The 16,605-nt window shown below is 70.1% G+C and carries 19 protein-coding genes and 2 pseudogenes; 12 read left to right on the forward strand and 9 right to left on the reverse strand.

Annotated elements, in window-relative coordinates; translation table 11 throughout:
* Window positions 1-247 precede the first annotated feature (247 nt).
* Complete coding sequence (locus AC068A_RS16435) at window positions 248-520, forward strand: hypothetical protein (RefSeq protein ID WP_478585423.1); 273 nt, start codon at window positions 248-250, stop codon at window positions 518-520.
* Between the two features lie 275 nt (window positions 521-795).
* Here AC068A_RS16435 and AC068A_RS16440 read toward each other — a convergent pair whose 3' ends face one another.
* The 4 genes and pseudogenes from AC068A_RS16440 to AC068A_RS16455 all read right to left on the reverse strand — a co-directional run.
* Window positions 796-1,866, reverse strand: a complete 1,071-nt coding sequence (locus AC068A_RS16440; protein WP_478585672.1) for a tetratricopeptide repeat protein — start codon at window positions 1,864-1,866, stop codon at window positions 796-798.
* A 2-nt stretch (window positions 1,867-1,868) separates the two neighbouring features.
* On the reverse strand, window positions 1,869-3,215 hold the full coding sequence (locus AC068A_RS16445; RefSeq protein ID WP_478585425.1) for an ATP-binding protein: 1,347 nt from the start codon (window positions 3,213-3,215) through the stop codon (window positions 1,869-1,871).
* 694 nt (window positions 3,216-3,909) lie between these two features.
* On the reverse strand, window positions 3,910-4,242 hold the full coding sequence (locus tag AC068A_RS16450; protein WP_478585427.1) for a hypothetical protein: 333 nt from the start codon (window positions 4,240-4,242) through the stop codon (window positions 3,910-3,912).
* A pseudogene (locus AC068A_RS16455) lies at window positions 4,239-4,841 on the reverse strand (IS256 family transposase); the annotation flags it as partial. The pseudogene AC068A_RS16455 and the gene AC068A_RS16450, both read right to left, overlap by 4 nt.
* On the opposite strand from AC068A_RS16455, the gene AC068A_RS16460 reads away from it, so the two are divergent.
* On the forward strand, window positions 4,795-5,061 hold the full coding sequence (locus AC068A_RS16460; RefSeq protein WP_478585429.1) for a methylenetetrahydrofolate reductase: 267 nt from the start codon (window positions 4,795-4,797) through the stop codon (window positions 5,059-5,061). The pseudogene AC068A_RS16455 and the gene AC068A_RS16460 overlap by 47 nt on opposite strands.
* An 87-nt stretch (window positions 5,062-5,148) precedes the next feature.
* On the opposite strand, the gene AC068A_RS16465 is transcribed toward AC068A_RS16460, so the two are convergent.
* Window positions 5,149-6,024: a LysR family transcriptional regulator gene (locus AC068A_RS16465; protein ID WP_478585431.1), complete on the reverse strand. Its 876-nt coding sequence runs from the start codon at window positions 6,022-6,024 to the stop codon at window positions 5,149-5,151.
* 263 nt (window positions 6,025-6,287) lie between these two features.
* Between AC068A_RS16465 and AC068A_RS16470 the strand changes: the two genes are divergently transcribed.
* The 6 genes from AC068A_RS16470 to AC068A_RS16495 all read left to right on the forward strand — a co-directional run bounded on the left by AC068A_RS16470 (window position 6,288) and on the right by AC068A_RS16495 (window position 10,247).
* Window positions 6,288-6,929 (forward strand): mycothiol-dependent nitroreductase Rv2466c family protein, encoded by a 642-nt coding sequence (locus AC068A_RS16470; RefSeq protein ID WP_478585433.1) that lies wholly within the window; start codon window positions 6,288-6,290, stop codon window positions 6,927-6,929.
* A 54-nt stretch (window positions 6,930-6,983) separates the two neighbouring features.
* Entirely contained in the window at window positions 6,984-7,937 is a 954-nt protein-coding gene (locus AC068A_RS16475; protein WP_478585435.1) for an EamA family transporter, read from the forward strand.
* A gap of 733 nt (window positions 7,938-8,670) precedes the next feature.
* Window positions 8,671-9,237, forward strand: coding sequence for a hypothetical protein (locus AC068A_RS16480; protein WP_478585437.1), 567 nt, complete (start codon window positions 8,671-8,673; stop codon window positions 9,235-9,237).
* Between the two features lie 107 nt (window positions 9,238-9,344).
* On the forward strand, window positions 9,345-9,599 hold the full coding sequence (locus AC068A_RS16485; protein WP_478585439.1) for a type II toxin-antitoxin system Phd/YefM family antitoxin: 255 nt from the start codon (window positions 9,345-9,347) through the stop codon (window positions 9,597-9,599).
* Window positions 9,596-9,847: a type II toxin-antitoxin system RelE family toxin gene (locus AC068A_RS16490; protein ID WP_478585441.1), complete on the forward strand. Its 252-nt coding sequence runs from the start codon at window positions 9,596-9,598 to the stop codon at window positions 9,845-9,847. The genes AC068A_RS16485 and AC068A_RS16490 overlap by 4 nt, the downstream gene beginning before the upstream one ends.
* A 133-nt stretch (window positions 9,848-9,980) precedes the next feature.
* A complete protein-coding gene (locus tag AC068A_RS16495) occupies window positions 9,981-10,247 on the forward strand; it encodes a hypothetical protein (protein WP_478585443.1) in 267 nt (88 codons plus the stop codon).
* 61 nt (window positions 10,248-10,308) lie between these two features.
* On the opposite strand, the gene AC068A_RS16500 is transcribed toward AC068A_RS16495, so the two are convergent.
* The gene (locus tag AC068A_RS16500) at window positions 10,309-10,638 is read right to left on the reverse strand and encodes a S26 family signal peptidase (protein ID WP_478585444.1); all 330 of its coding nucleotides are present in this window, start codon (window positions 10,636-10,638) and stop codon (window positions 10,309-10,311) included.
* Between the two features lie 32 nt (window positions 10,639-10,670).
* Complete coding sequence (locus AC068A_RS16505) at window positions 10,671-10,982, reverse strand: S26 family signal peptidase (RefSeq protein ID WP_478585446.1); 312 nt, start codon at window positions 10,980-10,982, stop codon at window positions 10,671-10,673.
* A 224-nt stretch (window positions 10,983-11,206) separates the two neighbouring features.
* Between AC068A_RS16505 and AC068A_RS16510 the strand changes: the two are divergent.
* Window positions 11,207-12,273 (forward strand): annotated as a pseudogene (locus AC068A_RS16510) (IS630 family transposase).
* 341 nt (window positions 12,274-12,614) lie between these two features.
* Here AC068A_RS16510 and AC068A_RS16515 read toward each other — a convergent pair.
* Window positions 12,615-13,559: a LysR family transcriptional regulator gene (locus tag AC068A_RS16515; RefSeq protein ID WP_478585448.1), complete on the reverse strand. Its 945-nt coding sequence runs from the start codon at window positions 13,557-13,559 to the stop codon at window positions 12,615-12,617.
* 118 nt (window positions 13,560-13,677) lie between these two features.
* On the opposite strand from AC068A_RS16515, the gene AC068A_RS16520 reads away from it, so the two are divergent.
* Window positions 13,678-14,490, forward strand: a complete 813-nt coding sequence (locus AC068A_RS16520; RefSeq protein ID WP_478585449.1) for an inositol monophosphatase family protein — start codon at window positions 13,678-13,680, stop codon at window positions 14,488-14,490.
* 48 nt (window positions 14,491-14,538) lie between these two features.
* Entirely contained in the window at window positions 14,539-15,186 is a 648-nt protein-coding gene (locus tag AC068A_RS16525; RefSeq protein WP_478585451.1) for an NADPH-dependent F420 reductase, read from the forward strand.
* Window positions 15,187-15,505: 319 nt separating this feature from the next.
* Here AC068A_RS16525 and AC068A_RS16530 read toward each other — a convergent pair whose 3' ends face one another.
* Entirely contained in the window at window positions 15,506-15,940 is a 435-nt protein-coding gene (locus tag AC068A_RS16530) for an NUDIX domain-containing protein (RefSeq protein ID WP_478585452.1), read from the reverse strand.
* A gap of 302 nt (window positions 15,941-16,242) precedes the next feature.
* Here AC068A_RS16530 and AC068A_RS16535 point away from each other — a divergent pair, with 302 nt between their 5' ends.
* The gene (locus AC068A_RS16535; RefSeq protein ID WP_478585677.1) at window positions 16,243-16,521 is read left to right on the forward strand and encodes a hypothetical protein; all 279 of its coding nucleotides are present in this window, start codon (window positions 16,243-16,245) and stop codon (window positions 16,519-16,521) included.
* Window positions 16,522-16,605 lie beyond the last annotated feature (84 nt).

Genomic DNA, 16,605 nt, shown 5'->3' on the forward strand with positions numbered 1-16,605 from the left:
ACGGCCAGGCGAATGGGGCGGCTCCGGACCGGCCCCATGCCGGGCTCCGGGAGCCGGCGGGGCCGTCATACAGCGGGCTCCAAAGAGGCGGTGGCGCCCCTGGAGACCACCGTCCATCCTGTACTGGCCGCTGTGGCGCGAGCTATGCGACAACCGGACCGCGGTGGAGCAGGCCGGAGGCGACCCAGCAGCCTGGTACCTCTCCGATCAGCCCATCACAGCCGAGCACTGGGGTGAGGTGATCCGGATGGACACACGCGAAACACTCCTCAACAAGGACGCCGCCGAGCACCCGGTCTCATCATGGGCAACGATGCCCATCCCAGCCCGGATCGACGCAGCAACCCGCCGCCTCGACCAGCTCAGGCCGTTCGACCCATTCCGCGCCCACCGGATCGACCAGCAGATCGCCAACCTGAAAGCCATCGTCGACCGGAACGAAACGCAACAACGGCAACGAGCAGCATGGCGGACTCTGAAAGCCGAGATCGCGGCCTTCGCTGAACTCCCGCCGCAGTAGCAACCCGAACGAGCCCGGCCGGCCGACTCCGAACGGCCGTCCTGCCGTACCTGGGCCGCCCCCTCACCCACGCCTACACGCACGACAACGAACCTTCACTGGCAAACGACAACAACCTTCACCAGCAAAGCGACACCCTCACGGCCCCGTCCACTCCCCAATCAGCACAAACGCCTCTCACACCCAGTGCAGACAGCCGGCGCCTGCAACTCACACGTCACCCATCAGCAACCATGCCCGGAGGTGGAAACTCCGCAGGCCAGCCGGTCATCCCGTCATCCGGTCTTCCTGCGGTCGTACGCCATGGTCGAAAGCGGCACCACCAGGCCGGCCCAGAAGAGGACCTCGGGTACACCCCGATCGGTCCACGGAATCTGGGAAATCAGCAGTGCGCAGAGCATGGTCCACGCAGCCTGACCCAGCACGATCCGGGCCCAGCGGCCACGGCGTACGAGGGAGCGGATGTTGAGCTGCACTCCGGTACGCAGCCGGTAGTAGCGCAACAGCGCGCCGAAGCCCCAGATCGCTGCCATCACGATCAGCACCCAGACCCGGTTGCCGAGCGGTACGGGCAGCTCCCGCAAGGTCGGGTGCCTGGCCGTGGCGACGAGGTCGATCATCGCTCCCGCAGCTGCCAGGCAGACCAACGCGAGCCAGCGTGTTCCCCGCAGCAGGCGGTACGTGGCCTGGTCGAGGCCGCTGCGCAGCATCGGGGACTGGGGTGCGCCCGCCAGGCCTGCGGAGTACATCCCCGCGGCCCGGGCGGCCGTGACGTCCGGGCCGCTGGCCATCGCGTCGGTGTACATGGCCTGTGCCGTCTTGTTGGACGGGTCGAGGCGCAGCCATTCGACCAGGGCCTGCTTCGCGCTGTCCTGACGCTGCGTGCGTACGGCCGCGAAGCACACAGCCTGGTGGGCGTCGGGTTCATGCGGGGCGAGGCGCACGGCCTCGCAGGCCGCCTCGTACGCCCGTTCGTGATCGGCGGGCGGGGCTGTCGCATAGGCGACGAGCACGCCGGACAGCGCGAAATGCGAGGACCATGCGTCGGGCGCTCTGCGGACGGCCTCCTCCGCCGCCGCCCGAGCCTCGGACTGCCTGCCCAGGCGGAGCAGCACCCGGGACAGCAGAATGAGCGCGCCGACGTGCCCGGGCGTGACCCGGAGCATCTCGGTGGCTGCCCGCTCCGCGAGCTCGTACTCGCCGAGGCTCTCGTGGGCGACGGCGAGCAGCTGCCAGGCCCATTCGTCGTCCGGCTCCTCGGCGAGGTGGGGGGCCAGCACGGCCTTGGACTCCTCGTACCGGTCTGCCGCCTGCAGCGCACCGGCGCGCGCCACCGCCGGATCCATGCTCACAGCTTCCGCCTCTTCTTCAGGTACGTCACCAGGTCGTCGTACATACCGCCCTCGTTGGCGAACATCGCCACGTTCCGCGCCGCCGCGAACCACGGTTCGGTCGACGGGACCACCGACTTCGCAGCGCCGAGCAGGTCCTTCGTTCCGATCATGCGGATCTGGCCGGTGCGTACCGAGTCGAGCAGCGCGCTCTCGGCCGCCGACTCGCACACATGGGCCAGGTCCGCGCCCGAGAGGCCGTCTGTCGCCTTGACGAGACGTCCCAGGTCGACTGCCTCGATGGGACGATCGCGCAGGTGGTAGCGGAGGATCGCCTCGCGGGCGGTGGCGTCGGGCGGCAGGACGAGGAGAGTGCGGTCGAGTCGTCCCGGGCGCCGGAGCGCGATGTCCACGTCCCAGGGGACATTGGTGGCGGCGAGGACGAACACGCCTTCGTTGGCGGCGCAGTCGATGCCGTCGAGCTCGGTGAGGAGCTGGTTGACGGTGTTGCGCAGGCCGCTGTGCTGCGTGCGGCTGCGCTTGGCGCCGAGGGCGTCGAGTTCGTCGAGGAAGACGACACAGGGCGCCTGTCGGCGGGCGGTCTCGAAGACCTCGTGCATGTTGCGTTCGGAGTTGCCGATCCACATGTCGAGGACGTCGTTGACGGACACGGACAGGAAGCTCGCGCCGAGCTCGCCGGCTACGGCACGGGCGATGAAGGTCTTGCCGCAGCCGGGCGGACCGTAGAGGAGGAGCCCGCCGCGCAGGCTCTTCCCGTACAGCTTGCGCAGTTCGGGGTTGCGCATCGGCGCGAGGAACGCGGCTTCGAGGCGGTCCTTGACCTCCTGCATGCCGCCGACGTCCGCGAGCCGTACGACGCCGGGAGCGGACACCTCCCAGGCAGCGGCGGCACCGGGGTCGCCGCTGCCGCAGGCGCTGAGCGGGGGCTCGATGAAGCGGGGCTCGACGATGCCGTCGACCTCCTGCTCGGCCGCCCGCCAGTCGAACCCGGCGCGGCCGGACGACTCATCGGGGGCGACTGCCGGCTCCGCCGCCGCCGATTCGGCGGACGCGGTCGGCTCGACGGACGACACAGGATCAGCAACCGCGGACGTGTTCTGGGCCACGGGCGCGGGGGCTGCCGCCACCCCCATCGCCCGCACCATCAACTCCCGCGCCGCTCCGTCCCCCGGAGCATGCTGCAAGGCCGCCGCGACCTCCGTCACTGCAGCCTCGTGCAGACCCGCGGAAAGCAGCAACTCCGCGAGGTGCAGCCGCAGGGGGACGTCCCCGGGGGCAGCGGCCACGGCTGTGCGCAGGCTCTGTATCAGCGGGGATTCAAGGGCGGGAGACTCTTCCGGCATGACCCATGTTTACGCGGGACCGCCGACGAGAGTCCAATCGGGGCGCGCTCCGAAGGAACCCGGGGGCGGGTGGCTGAGCCAGCCACCGTCCACTTGCCAGTGCCAGCCCACCTGTGCAGAGCTGTAACGAAACCCATCAGGCTCGCATTTTCTCCTGGGCGGTGGCATGTACCCAGCCCGGCCAGCCGGTGATCGGTGCGTTCGGCACGTGGCGGAACGTGCCCATCACGTTCGCTGGTGGCGGGGACGCTGGGTCTGCGCAGGCGTCGAACTATCTGCGGATGGTCCCCAACGGCCTGTTCACGAGTGCCGCTGACCAGGCACTCCAGAGGCGGACGAAGATCGCTTCCCTTCTGGCTGGAGATCGTTTCCCAGCACTGCGCCGAAATGGGTCGGTGTTCAAGCGGCTGCGCACGGCCAGGGCCCCGGGCGGTGTCCGGGTGGATCAGGTACGCGAGCGCCAGGTACGGGACCCCGGTGCGGGCCGCCGCGTCCAGCGCCGCCCCGACCGCCGTGCCGGTCAGAGCCGTGAACAACTGGTGGGCAAGGTGGAAAGCGGGTGGGCGGGACGCGCTGCTGTCCCGTCCGTGGGGCCGGCGCACAGGTGAACATCAGGTTCTGTCCGAGGCCGAGCAGGCCGCCGTTCGGCAGGCCGTCCTTGACGAGCAATAGTCAATACCTGTGGATGATTTGGTCATGGCAGCGGATTGGTCCCCCTGATGGCCTGCCAGCGGGAGCCCGGGGTAGCTGACGTCAGGAGTTGGACTCCTGCGCCTCGGAGGGTCACGAGCGCGGTGTGGACGGGGTCGAGTTCCTCGACGGGACGGTGGTAGGCGAGGATCTGCGTCAGTTCCAGGTCGATGGCTTCTGTCGAGTCGCGAATGCGGTCGAATCGGGAGCCGCAACGAACCGGCCCGAGCATGCAGCGCACGGTGGCGGTGGCCTCGGCCGGGTTCACGATGGTGACCTGATCAATCGCCAGTTCCACCTCGACTGGGTGGCTGCCGGGGGCGAGGGGCTCGGTCATGCTGCCGCCTCGGTGCACTCGACCAGGACGCCGTTCTCGAACTTGGCGCCGGAGCGGACCAGGGCGACGAGGTGTGCGCCGGTGATCGCCCGCCAGCGGGCCTGGGCTGACTCGACGAGCTTGAACACCATCGCGAGGGCTGCGGCCGGGCTGCCGGCACCACGGGTGACCTTGGTCCGCAGCTTGACGGTGGAGAACGTCGACTCGATCGGATTCGTGGTCCGCAGGTGGATCCAGTGCTCGGCCGGGAAGTCGTAGAACGCCGGCAGTTCCTCGGCGTCGTCCGTGATCTTCGCGACGGCTTTGGGGAACTTCGCGCCGTAGGTGCGCGCGAACGTCCCGATCGCCTGCTCGGCGTGGGCGCGGTCCTCAGCGTTGTAGATCTCCTGCATGGCCCTCGTCGCACCCGGTTGCGCGGACTTCGGCAGAGCGTTCGTGACGTTGCGGGCCTTGTGAACCCAGCACCGCTGATGGCGAGTGGTGGGGAACACCTCGGCCAGGGCCCTCCACAGACCCATCGCGCCGTCGCCGACCACCAGCTCCGGGTCACGCATGCCGCGTCGGCGGCAGTCGCGCAGCAGGTCGGCCCACGACTCCGTCCCCGAGGCCCTTGCCCGGCAACTGGAGGCCTCGGGCGGCGGATCGGCGGGGCGGCGGATCGGCGTCGAGCACGCGGTGGCCATGGCCGAACGGCTGCTCGCCGAAGGCGCTCCCGGCCTGCACTACATCACCCTCAACCGGTCCACCGCGACCTCGGAGATCCACCGCGCGCTGCTCGGCTCCGGCCTGGCCGAACGCGCCCTGGCAGCCCGGGCCTGAGCCCCTGCCGCAACGGTCAGGGACGAGCCGGGGGCGGCCCCCACCCGATACGGCCGGGGGCCGCCCCCGGCTCGTCCGCGCGCCCGTTCACTCATCCTCGATGGCCAGCAGCTCCAGGAAGGCGGCGGCCGCCGGGGTCCGGCTCTCCCGGCCCCAGATCACGTACTCGGCGCGGGATGGTGCGTCCGTGACCTCGATCTTGGCTAGCCCGGCCAGGCCCGCGACGTAAGCGGGCGGGAGCAGGGCCACGCCGAGGCCGGCGCCGACCAGTCGGGCCAGGTAGTCCGCGTTGGTCACCTCGAAGGCGACCTCGCGGGTGAGGCCGGCGGCGGCGAAGGCCAGATCGGACTGGGCCCGGCCGGCGGTCTTCGCCGGGAGGTCCACGAACACCTCCGTGGACAGCCGACGGAGGTCGACCGAGGTCTCGCCGGCGAGCGGGTGTTCCGGGGAGACCACGGCGACCAGCCGCTCCCGGGCCAGCTCCCGGGCCATGACGCCCCGGGGGCGGGCAGTGACCGGGATGCCGAGGAAAGCCACCTCGATCTCGCCCTGCCTGACCCTCTCGACGAGCTCGTCGCTCGCTCCCACACTGAGACTGATCCGGGCCTTGGGATGGCGCTGGTGGAAGTCCTTGAGGACGTTTGGAACATCCACGGCGGCGACGGTGGGGATCAGCCCCACGGCGAGGCGCCCACGCACCTCCCCAACGGCCGCCGCGACTTCGGCGGCGGCCCGCTCCGCCGCGTCCAGGCACTGGCGGGCGGCGGGCAGAAAGGCAGCGCCCGCCGAGGTCAACCGGACCCTGCGGCTGGTGCGTTCAAAGAGCCGCGCACCCAGTTCCTTCTCGAGGCGCGCGATCTGGTGGCTGAGCGCGGACTGGACCACCAGGCAGCGCTGGGCAGCCCTCGTGAAGCTGTTCGTCTCGGCCACGGCGATCACGTACCGCATCTGCTGGAGCTCCATGGATCCATCGTGATACGAGATTCATCATGTGACAAGCATGTGTTGGACTCATTGATACCCCCGGCCCGACACTGGTGACGACCGCAACGGCAGAAACGTCCTCGGGCCAACTGCGCCGGGTGGGCCCTCGATTGGGCCCCTCCGGCTGCCCGTAGCCGCGCCTGCGCTGCCCTCTCCCCTTCCTCCCGCTCCTGGGCGCACACCGCCGAGGCATGCCCTGGCGCACCCTCGCGCCCGTGAAACCGAAAGGACGAGCGACCGCCATGAGCACCACGCGACCGCGTTCCGAGACGACCGTCGCCGACATCTGGGTGGACCCCCGCTGCCCCTGGGCGTGGATCACCTCACGCTGGATGCTGGAGGTGGAGCAGGTCCGGCCGCTGGAGACTCGTTTCCACATCATGAGCCTGTCGGTCCTCAACGAGGGTCGCGAGGTCCCTGAGAAGTACCGCCAGGGCATGATCGACGGCTGGGCCTGCGTGCGCGTGTGCGTCGCGGCACAGCAGCGGCACGGCAACGAGGTGCTGCGCCCCCTCTACAACGCCATGGGCCGTCTGATCCACCATGAGAAGGCCGGGCTCGGCCACGACATGATCCGCGCCGCCCTGAAGGAGGCGGGTCTGCCCGCCGACCTGATCGAGGCCGCGGAGGACACCTCCTGGGACGAGCCGCTGCGGGCCGAGCACCACGACGGGATGGACCCGGTCGGTTCCGAGGTCGGCACCCCCGTGATCCACGTGCCCGGCCCGGAGGGGAAGCCGCTGGCGTTCTTCGGCCCCGTGCTCACCCCCGCCCCCCGTGGCGAGGCAGCCGGAACGCTCTGGGACGGCGTGCTGGCCGTGGCGAGCATAGGCGGCTTCTTCGAGCTGAAGCGCGGCCGTGACCGCGACCCGATCTTCGACTGAGCCGGCTGGACGGACGTCGGGAGCCACCGTGATTCCCATGGGATTTGGGGCAGGATGAAGAACAGACAGAATGTACTCACGGCGGCCCTGACCGGCCTGGCTCCGGCGGTCTGGGGCAGCACTTACCTGGCGACCACCGAGTTGCTGCCACCGGACCGGCCGCTCCTGGCGACCACCATGCGGGCCCTGCCCGGCGGCCTGGTCCTGCTGGCCATCAGCCGGAAGCTTCCCGTCGGCATCTGGTGGTGGCGCGCGCTGATGCTGGGCGTTCTGAACATCGGCGCGTTCAACTTCCTGCTCTTCGTCGCGGCCTACCGACTTCCGGGCGGCATCGCCGCCGTGATCATGTCGGCACAGCCCATGCTCGTCGTGATCCTCGCCGCCCTCTTCCTGGGTGAGAGAATCAGAGCCATCCATGCCCTGGCCTGCGCGATGGGCACCGGGGGCGTGGTGTTGCTCGTCTTCAAAGGCGCGACGGCGCTCGACACCATCGGAGTCCTCGCCGCAGTCGGCGGAGCCCTGTGCATGGCCTCGGGCATCGCACTGACCAAACGGTGGGGCCGGCCGGAGGGCGTCAGCTTGCTCACGTTCACCGGGTGGCAACTCACGGCGGGCGGTCTGGTCCTGCTGCCGTTCTGGCTGTCGCTGGAAGACCTTCCCGACGGTCTCACCGGCTCCAACGTCATCGGGTTCGCCTACCTCATCATCCTGGGCGCGGTCCTGAGCTACATCGTCTGGTTCCGAGGCATCGAACGCCTGCCGGCCGTGGCGGTCTCCTTCCTCGCGCTGGGCAGCCCGGTCGTGGCGACCCTGCTGGGCTACCTCGTCAAGGACCAGTCGCTGTCCGCCCTCCAGATCGTCGGCATGGCCGTCATCTTCCTGGCGGTCGTGCTCGGCCAGCCTCGCCCACCCAAACCGAAGTCCGAGCAGACCTCCTCGGCTCCACCCCGCACCACCGTCTCGCACCTCCCCGACCGCCCTGCTCTGGAACAGGAACGCAGCGGATAGCGGCGGGCGCACCTCCCCACGCCATGACCTCCCCGTTGGGCTCCAGCGCCATGAGGCATTCGCGTACCACGCCTGACCACATCCGGAGAGATGGCATGACCATTCAAGAAGAGACAAACGCCCCCGTCACGCCACAGAAGCAGGTGTCCCCGACCCGGGGATCTACCGGTGGGACCCGTCGACCAACGAGTTCAGCGTCAGGGACCGCACAACAGGAAAGATCATCTCGTACTTCGACAGTTCCATTCAGATCGATGGAAATTCGACGAATGCGAATGCCAGGAAGTATTGGGACAAGCAGCACCGGGAGACGAACTCTACTGATGCCGGGCGGACCGTTGTCCGGTTTCCGGGGCCGCCGCAGCGCCGCGGCCCGGCCCAGGCCCCGTTGCGGACGTTGATCTTTCCGTCGGCGCCGACAGGGACGATGACCGAGTTGGCGACGGTCTGTCCGGCGGTGAACTTCAGACTGGAGGTGGACGGGGCGGGCTGACCGGTCGGAAGACCGTCAGGTGCCCCGCCTCCCGGGGGTTGGTGACCGTCACGTTGAGCGCCACGGCGGTCGCTCCGGCGGGGACGCCGTTCCGGCCGGTGATCTGGACTCCGAAAGTGCCCTGGCCGGGGACCTGCCCGCGCGCCGCGCCGAGACCTTCGCGGGTGTCGACGAAACGGACCGGGTTCAGCGCGGTGTAGCCGTCGGCAGCCGCACGGTGCGCGGGCAGCGCTGGACACCATGGAGCGCGACCTCACCCGGGCCGCCCGGGCACGCGGGGCCTCCTGGCACCAGGTCGCCGACTCCCTCGGCCTGGCCTCCCGCACGAGCGCGGAGAGCAGGTTCGTGCGCCTGGAACGCGATGCCGCGACCTACCGCGGCGACCGCTACCCCGAGCGGCAGCGCGCCGAGCGGGCCCGCGACCGGGCCGGTGACGCCTGGTGCCGGGCCTACGAGGCGCGGCTGCGCACCGCCGTGTGGTCGCCGGCGTGCCTCAACGACGAGTGGCCCCAGCTGGCCCACGCCGCGTCCGCCGAACAGCTGGACGCCTGGCACCGCGAGCTCGACGGGCCCGCCCTGGCCGCCCGGCTCAAGACGCTGCGCCTGGCCGTCGACTCCCACAGCGCCCAGCTGCCCGCCGGCACCGCGGCCGCCGCCGCCCGCGACGAGGTCCTCGCGCTTCTGGAGGAACTGATCGCGGCCCGGCACTCACCTCCCGCCACCGCGTCCGTTCCCGCCCAGGGCCGCCCGGGGACACGGCTGACAGGGCCTCGGCGCGGTCAGACCCGTTGGGTCCAACAGGTCTGACCGCTCCCGACCCGGGGCTTCCCGTGTCGGCCCCGCCTCCTGCGGGCTTGGTCGGGCGATCCGCGAGACCCCCTGACAGAAGGAGCGGGAAGTGTACAGTTCTATACATGAGTGAGACTCTGCCGATCACCGAAGCGCGGGCGAAGTTCGGCTCGCTGGTCCGCCGGGCGTCCCACGCCCGGGAACGCATCACCATCACCGACCACGGCCAGCCCGCGGCCGTGCTCATCAACCCCCAGGAGCTCGCCGACCTCGAGGACGCGCTCGCCCTGGCCCTGTACCGGGAGCGGCAGTCCGCCGACGCCGCCGCGGCCGTCCCGCATGACGACGTCCGCGCCCGGCTCGGCCTGGAGCACGCGTGACCTACGCGATCGTCTGGGACGAGCTGGCCATCGACGCGGCCGCCCTCTTCCTCAAGGACGACCCCGACGGCCTGCGGCAGCTGATGGACGCCGTCGACCTCCTCGCCGACCAGCCCCGCCCCGAGGGCACGACCGCGTACGGCTCCCCGGACCTGCGCCGGATGCACGTCGGCCGCTACCGGGTCCTGTACGAGATCACCGAGGCCACCGTCACCATCGTGGTCATCCACGTCGGCCGCCTCGGCTGACGCACCCGAAGCGCGCCCGAAGGGCCGGACCGACCACGGTCCGGCCCTTCGCCGTTCCCGTGTCGGACCCGTGGACCCAACAGGTCCGACACGGTCAGAGCTGGTCGTCTTCCGGGTCGGGAGCCAGGGCCCAGTGGCCCGCCGGGCCGACTCCCCCGGTATCCGGCGCAACGTGGTCCAGCGCCGGGACGGTCCCGAGGAGCGGGCCTACGCCGAGAACCGGGGCGGTCCCGGGCCGGGCGAGGCAGGGTTCGACGCCGCGGAGTTCAAGGCCCTGGTCGACACCGCCGGCGGCGACGTCGCCGCGGCCGTGCAGCGGTGGCTCGTCGACAACGACCGCATCGAGCCGGGCACACCGATCGCCGGACTGGAGATCCACGCCTGGAGGCCCCAGGACTGAGACCTCGTACGGACAGGCCCCGGGGGCAAAGCCTCCCGGGGCCTCCTGCATCCGTCGTCCACTACGGCTGGTCAACGTGGACGGCGCCCCAGACGGGCCCCGCCGGCACGGGCTTCCTCCGCCGCACCACCAGTGCGGCGATCCCCAGCCCGATCCCCACGGGCAGGAGGCACACCCCGGCGAACAACGCCAGGCCGAGGCCCACGGACATCGGGCTCTCCTGATCCTCCTCTACCCCGGTCACGGCCGACACCGGCAGCGTGCCCTCGTTGTGCTCGGGGTGGAAGCGGGAGTCCGCGGAGTTGCCGCGGTTGTCACCCAGGATGAAGACCCGGCCCTGCGGCACCACGACGTCGAAGAACACCCCACCGTCCCCGGGGGCGTCGTTCACGTACGGCTCGTCGAGCGGCTTCCCGTTGAGGGTCAGGGCCTCGTCCCCATCGCGTAGGAGATACGGTCGCCCCCCACCGCCACCACGCGTCCGAGGAACGGGCCCTGCAGCTCCCACTCGCCGGGGTCGTACGTCACCACGTCGCCGCGCCGGACCTCGGACGAATCCTTGCGCAGCACGATGAGGTCCCCGCGGATGAGCGTGGGGAGCATGTTGTCACTGGACTGATGCGCCGCGGTGAACCGGCTCAGCATGAACGCGATCGGTCCGCCGATCAGAGCGACGCCCAGCACCCGCAGGACAATCGCCCAGATGCCCCTTCTGCGCCCAGGCCTGCGTTCCATGAATCCGTAACCGCTCCCACCAGTGCGAATGGCCAGAAGACTACGGTCTGGCCGAAATCGCACGGCGGCCGGGTCCTGGCCCCGGGGGCTACCGGATCCCGCTCAGTACGTCCAAGTTCGCCGGCTCGTCCGGAGCCGCTTCCCTATTACTGACTTCAGCTCGTCAGGGTGATTCTTTGCGAAGTGGCTGAGGGGCTTGGCTCGGTGGCTGTACCCCGTGGTGCGTGAGGTATGCGGATGGGGGCGGGCTGACCGCGGTGGGACGTCAGCGCCGGGAGACCGTGCGGATGCAGGCGGCTGAGCTGTTCAAGCAGAAGATCAAGCCGAGGGAGGTCGCGCGGCGCCTGCGGGTGAGTGTGAAGTCGGCCTACCAGTGGCACCAACTGTGGCGCGACGGCGGAGTCGCGGCTCTGGCCTCGCGTGGCCCGAGCGGGTCGCGGTGCCGGCTGTCGCCGTACTGCCTGGAGCAGCCGGCGGGGTTTCTGGAGGAGGGTGCACGGCTGGGTGGAGGACCAGGTGTGGACCGCGGCGCGGGTGGCCACGCTGATCGGCAGAAAGTTCCACGTCTCGTACAGCGTCTCCGGGGCCATCGGCTGATGCACCGCCTCGGGTTCTCCCCGCAGGTGCCCGCACGGCGGGTCGCCGAGCGCGACGAGCAGGCCGTCACCGCATGGAGGGAGGCGACCTGGGCGGAGGTAAAAGAGCACGGGCGGCCTGCGGGGGCTACATCTGCTTCGAGGACGAGGCAGGCTTCACCCGCAGATCGCCCCGGGGACGGACCTGGGGCCGACGTGGTCACACGCCGGTCGTGACCGTCAGCGGCCGCCGCGCGGGGCGCCTGTCGGTGGCCGGACTGCTCGCGCTGCGGCCCGGCTCCCGCACCCGGCTGTGCCACCGCCTGCGCATCCATCCCGCGGGCAAGGGCAAGCGCCCCAGCATGGGCGAGCGGGACTTCATCGCGCTGGTCGACGGCGTCCACCACCTGGTCAAGGCGCCGATCGTGCTGGTCTGGGACCGCCTGAACACCCACGTCTCCCGCAGGATGCGACACCTCGTCGCCGAGCGGGCGTGGCTGACGGTGTTCCTGCTGCCCGCGTACTCGCCGGACCTGAACCCCGTCGAGGGCGTGTGGGCGCACGTCAAGCGCAGCCTGGCCAACCTCGCCGTCATGGCCCTCGACCGACTCGAAACCCTCGTCCGCAACCGGCTACGCCTTCAATACCGGCCCGACACCCTCGACGGCTTCATAGCCGGCACCGGCCTGACCCTCGACGCCCCAGCGCCACCCTGACAAGCCGAAGTCAGTAGGCTCGCTGCGGCCCGTGCCGGCATGGAGCGTGCGGGACAGGCCCCGGTCCCCGGGACGGGACGCAGTACGGCCGGGGCCGCCACTCCCCCGCGCGCCGGTCGTGTGGTCGCCGGCTGCTCAGTCCAGGCGGGAGAAGTCGAGGTCCACCAGGCTCTCTTTCATGTCGACATCCTCGTCGAGGCAGAAGCCCCGAAGCCCATACCACATCTCAAGGACTTACGGCGTCGTTTCGACGTGAGATCGGGAGTCGCACACTCGCACGAATAGGTGATGTTCACGAGAACGGGAGTCAACTGCCGCGGGCCTTTCCCCGGGCGCATCCGTCACTGCCCGGACCGGTTGGTAAGGGGCTGTTGAGAGGCGGCCGGTGGTGCGAATAGTGCCTGGACGGTTTCGGCGGCCGTTTCGCGCAGCCAGGTGTGGGCACGGTCGTCGTCATAGCGCTGGTGCCACAGCAGGTACAGGGGGACGTCGGGCAACTGGAGTGGCAGCGGCAGCGTGACCAGGCCGAGCTGGTCCCGTGCCGTGCGGGTGACCGCGTCCGGAAGGGTGACGACCAGGTCGGTGCCGAGCGCGAGTTGCAGAGCGAGGGCGGCGGTGGGCCCGGCGGCGGCGACGCGTCGTTCGAGGCCGCGGGTGGTCAGGGCGTCATCGATCTGGTCGCGCAGGCGGCCGCGCCGCGAAACGGTGAGGTGTTCGGCGGCCGCGTAGCGCTCGAGGCTCAGCGGGCCTTCGGTGAGCGGGTGGCCTGGGCGGACGGCAACGACCAGCCGGTCCCTGCCGACGAGGCGGTGGCGGATGTCGGGGAGCGTCGGAGCGCTGGCGCTTGATTCGAGGTCGACCTCACCCCGGCGCAGCTCGGGGGTGTCCGTGCCTGGTTCGGCGGGCAGGCGCAGCTGGACACCAGGGGCCTGGCGGTGGACGGCGGTGATCAGGGCGGTGCCGCAAGCGGCGGTCAGGGCGTCGTGCCAGCGCACGGTGAATACACGCTCCAGAGCCGCCAGGTCGAGTTCCTGCTGCGCGGACAGAAGTTGGTGGGCCTGCTGCACGAGGGCGTGGACCTGGGCGCGCATGGCCAGCGCGCGGGTGGTGGGGACCATGCTGCGGCCGGTGCGGACCAGGATCTGGTCACCGGTTGCCTTGCGGATGCGGCCCAGGGAGCGACTCATCGCCGGTGAAGTGACGTGGAGGCGGGCTGCCGCCCCGGCCACGCTTCCCTCTTCCAGCAGTGCGTCCAGAGCCGTGAGCAGGTTCAGATCCAGTTGCATGACAGTAACTCTACAAGTGACAAGCATGCACTTGTTGTTAATGATCGGGCGCCCTACCTTCGAAGTGCGGGGGCCGAGACAACCGCCCCGCATCCACCGATCCCCCAGGGGGCCCACCATGAGCACAGCCATGCCTTTCGACGCCGACGCGACGCTCCTGTCCGAAGTGACCGCCGCGGTGAAGGCCGCCGGTGTCACGCTGCGCGACCGCTACACCTCGTACGCCCGGGGCGTGAGCCTGGACGAGGTCGTCGGCGAGATCCACGCCAACGACGAGGCGGTGCTGGACGTACTGCGGGAACCGCTGCTGCAGGCCCGGCCGGGGTCGCAGTGGGCCGAGGACGAGCTGGCCGGCGGCGCGCTCCCGCCCGGGGAGTGGTGGGTCGTCGACCCCGCCGAGGGCAACATCAGCCACGTCCACGGCATGGAGGACTGGGCCGTCACCGCCAGCCTGGTCAGCGACAACCGGCCGGTGCTCACCGTCGTCCACCTGCCGCTGACCGGCGACACCTACACCGCGGTCGCCGGCGGCGGCGCCCGCCTGGGCGGCCGGCCCCTGAAGGTGTCCACCAAGACCGACCTCGGCGCCGCGCTCATCGGCACCGGTCAGGCCAAGCCCGGCGAGGACGAGCGCACCTTCCGGCGGATCGGTGACTCCGTCACCGCCATGCTGATCAACGGCCTGGTCGTACGCGTGTCCGTTCCCGCAACGATGCAGCTCATCCATGTCGCCGCCGGACGCATGGACGCGTTCTGGCAGTTCTCCGACGTCCGCTCCGGCCTGGTCGCCGGTGCCCTACTGGTCTCGGAGGCCGGAGGCACCGTCACCGATCTGGCAGGCGAACCCTGGAACACGGGCAGCCGCGACTTCCTGGCCGCCGCCCCCGGCATCCACGCCGCCGCCCTCAAGGTCCTCTCACCGATCGCCTGACCGGGCACCTCCGCTCTTCCCACCCGATACCGCAAGGAGCATCACCTCATGACAAGCATCGGCATCCTGGGCGCCGGCCGCGTCGGCGCCAACCTCGCCGGCAAGTTCTCCGCGGCCGGACACCACGTCATCCTCGGCCGCCGGCGCCCGACGGAAGAGACCACAGCGGCTGCCGAAGGCACAGGTCCCCGCGTCTCCTTCGCCGACCAGCGCACCGCCGCCCGCACCGCGGACATCGTGATCAACGCGACGCCCGGCGACAGCTCCCTTGACCGCCTGACCAGCCTGCGAACCGAACTCGCCGGCAAGATCCTCATCGACGTCTCCAACGCCACCCGCGACGCCGGTGACGGCCTGCCCGGAGACCTGTGCTACCCCGGCAGCAGCCTCGCCGAGAAGCTCCAGGCCGCCCTCCCCGACACCCATGTGGTCAAGACCCTCAACACCATGCTGTTCATGGTCATGACCGCTCCCGAAACCCTGGCCACCCCACCGACCGTCTATGTCTCGGGCGACGACGAACACGCGAAGACGACCGTCATCGGCCTGCTCGGCGACCTGGGCTGGCAGCCCGAACGGATCGAGAACCTCGGCGACATCACCACAGCCCGCGCCACCGAAGCCATGGTCCTGGTCGTGCCCCACATCCTGCGCCGACAGGGCTTCAAGCCGTTCGCCGTCTCCCTCGCCCGCTGACCCCGCCAAGACCCGGTTCAGACCAAAACCAGGTAGCGGGCTCGTGCGAGGCAGCTGGGCGCTGGCACGGACAACGCCCGCTGGGCTGCCAGTGACGCCCGAGCTCATCGACATTGATCATGCCGACTACACGCGAGGCGACTCCCGAAGTCGTCGACAAACGACTCCCATTCCCTTCCCGTGTACAGAGCCACCAGCCGGGTCTGCGGACCGTAGAGGCGGTCCTGCCGGTCGTCGGCGGTCCGTTCACGGCCGTGGACGAGCACGCAGCAACCGCGCCGGCTCACCGTCACGGGCCATGCCGCCAGCGCAGGCGTAGCTACACCGGGGCGAGCAGATTGCCGTGGTCAAGGGCCTCGCGCAGAACGACGGAGATCTCCTCGGGCAGCAGGTTCACGTCGGCGAGGGCCTCGGGAGTGAGGGGGATCTCTTCGAGGAGGTACTCGCCGCGGTCGTCCCGCTGGAACTCGGGGCCGCTGCGGTCGTGGAAGTTCCACGTCTTGATGCGGGCAAGGTAGAAGAATTCGGTCTCGCCGGTTGCGTTCTTCAGCTGGTGAAACGGGCGCACGATCTCTGCCTCGCCGGCGATCTCCTCGCGGATCTCGCGCAGGAGCGCGGCCTCGTGGTTGGCGTCGGTGTCTTCGACGCCGCCTCCGACGACCACCCAGTAGGGGGCCCTTCCTGGGCGGAGGCGTTTCATCAGGAGGGTGGTGTCGTTCGGGGTGATCAGGATGGCGCGGACGCGCTGTTTCATCGGGTCGGTCTCCCTTGTGGCTGGGGTGGGGCGGTGGGCTAAGCATGCGGTCGCGGCCCGTACGGCCTCTCTCATGTCGATGGTGCCAACTCCTGCGACGTCTTCCAGCAGGCCGGTTCCAAACCTCACCCAGAGCGGAACCGCGCCGGCGTCCCGGGCGAACTTCAGTTTCTGTGCGGACGACGGGTTGGGGGCTGCGGCAATGCTGGCGAAGGCAGCAAAGTGCTCAACCTTCCGCCAGCACAGGCAGGAGCGGATGAACTCGGCAGGGTCGCCCCTCCCGGCGACGTATAGTGCCTCCCATGTCCAGCCAGTGGAGAGAGCCGGAAGCTCTCAAGGGCGCGAAGCCAGCGACCTACGAGAACGTGTGTGCCGCGATCCTGGTCTCACTCGATTACGCCAACCTGGACATGGACTTCCCCCGCATCGTGCACTGGCTAAGGCAGCTGCCCGCGGGAGACCGCGATCGCCTCCTGGGCGAACTGGAAGCAATCGCCGCGACTGATGCGATCCGCCGGGGCGACGCGACGTACCTGCTGGACGACCTGGGGCTGCGCCGCATCCACTGGGAGCAGCCCTAAAGCGGCTTTGATGAAGTTCGTTGCTGATCCTTTGATGCGTGTGCGTTGACGGTTCGGGGCTTGGTCGACTGCGGTGCCGACCGC

It is taken from the genome of Streptomyces sp. NPDC043854 (assembly GCF_056436005.1).

Excerpts from the sequence above, each read along its gene's own strand:
- AC068A_RS16435 (WP_478585423.1), top strand. The coding sequence starts at position 248 with ATGGACACACGCGAAACACTCCTCAACAAGGACGCCGCCGAGCACCCG.
- AC068A_RS16440 (WP_478585672.1), bottom strand. The coding sequence starts at position 1,866 with ATGGATCCGGCGGTGGCGCGCGCCGGTGCGCTGCAGGCGGCAGACCGG.
- AC068A_RS16445 (WP_478585425.1), bottom strand. The coding sequence starts at position 3,215 with ATGCCGGAAGAGTCTCCCGCCCTTGAATCCCCGCTGATACAGAGCCTG.
- AC068A_RS16450 (WP_478585427.1), bottom strand. The coding sequence starts at position 4,242 with ATGACCGAGCCCCTCGCCCCCGGCAGCCACCCAGTCGAGGTGGAACTG.
- AC068A_RS16460 (WP_478585429.1), top strand. The coding sequence starts at position 4,795 with ATGCCGCGTCGGCGGCAGTCGCGCAGCAGGTCGGCCCACGACTCCGTC.
- AC068A_RS16465 (WP_478585431.1), bottom strand. The coding sequence starts at position 6,024 with ATGGAGCTCCAGCAGATGCGGTACGTGATCGCCGTGGCCGAGACGAAC.
- AC068A_RS16470 (WP_478585433.1), top strand. The coding sequence starts at position 6,288 with ATGAGCACCACGCGACCGCGTTCCGAGACGACCGTCGCCGACATCTGG.
- AC068A_RS16475 (WP_478585435.1), top strand. The coding sequence starts at position 6,984 with ATGAAGAACAGACAGAATGTACTCACGGCGGCCCTGACCGGCCTGGCT.
- AC068A_RS16480 (WP_478585437.1), top strand. The coding sequence starts at position 8,671 with ATGGAGCGCGACCTCACCCGGGCCGCCCGGGCACGCGGGGCCTCCTGG.
- AC068A_RS16485 (WP_478585439.1), top strand. The coding sequence starts at position 9,345 with ATGAGTGAGACTCTGCCGATCACCGAAGCGCGGGCGAAGTTCGGCTCG.
- AC068A_RS16505 (WP_478585446.1), bottom strand. The coding sequence starts at position 10,982 with ATGGAACGCAGGCCTGGGCGCAGAAGGGGCATCTGGGCGATTGTCCTG.
- AC068A_RS16515 (WP_478585448.1), bottom strand. The coding sequence starts at position 13,559 with ATGCAACTGGATCTGAACCTGCTCACGGCTCTGGACGCACTGCTGGAA.
- AC068A_RS16520 (WP_478585449.1), top strand. The coding sequence starts at position 13,678 with ATGAGCACAGCCATGCCTTTCGACGCCGACGCGACGCTCCTGTCCGAA.
- AC068A_RS16525 (WP_478585451.1), top strand. The coding sequence starts at position 14,539 with ATGACAAGCATCGGCATCCTGGGCGCCGGCCGCGTCGGCGCCAACCTC.
- AC068A_RS16530 (WP_478585452.1), bottom strand. The coding sequence starts at position 15,940 with ATGAAACAGCGCGTCCGCGCCATCCTGATCACCCCGAACGACACCACC.
- AC068A_RS16535 (WP_478585677.1), top strand. The coding sequence starts at position 16,243 with ATGTCCAGCCAGTGGAGAGAGCCGGAAGCTCTCAAGGGCGCGAAGCCA.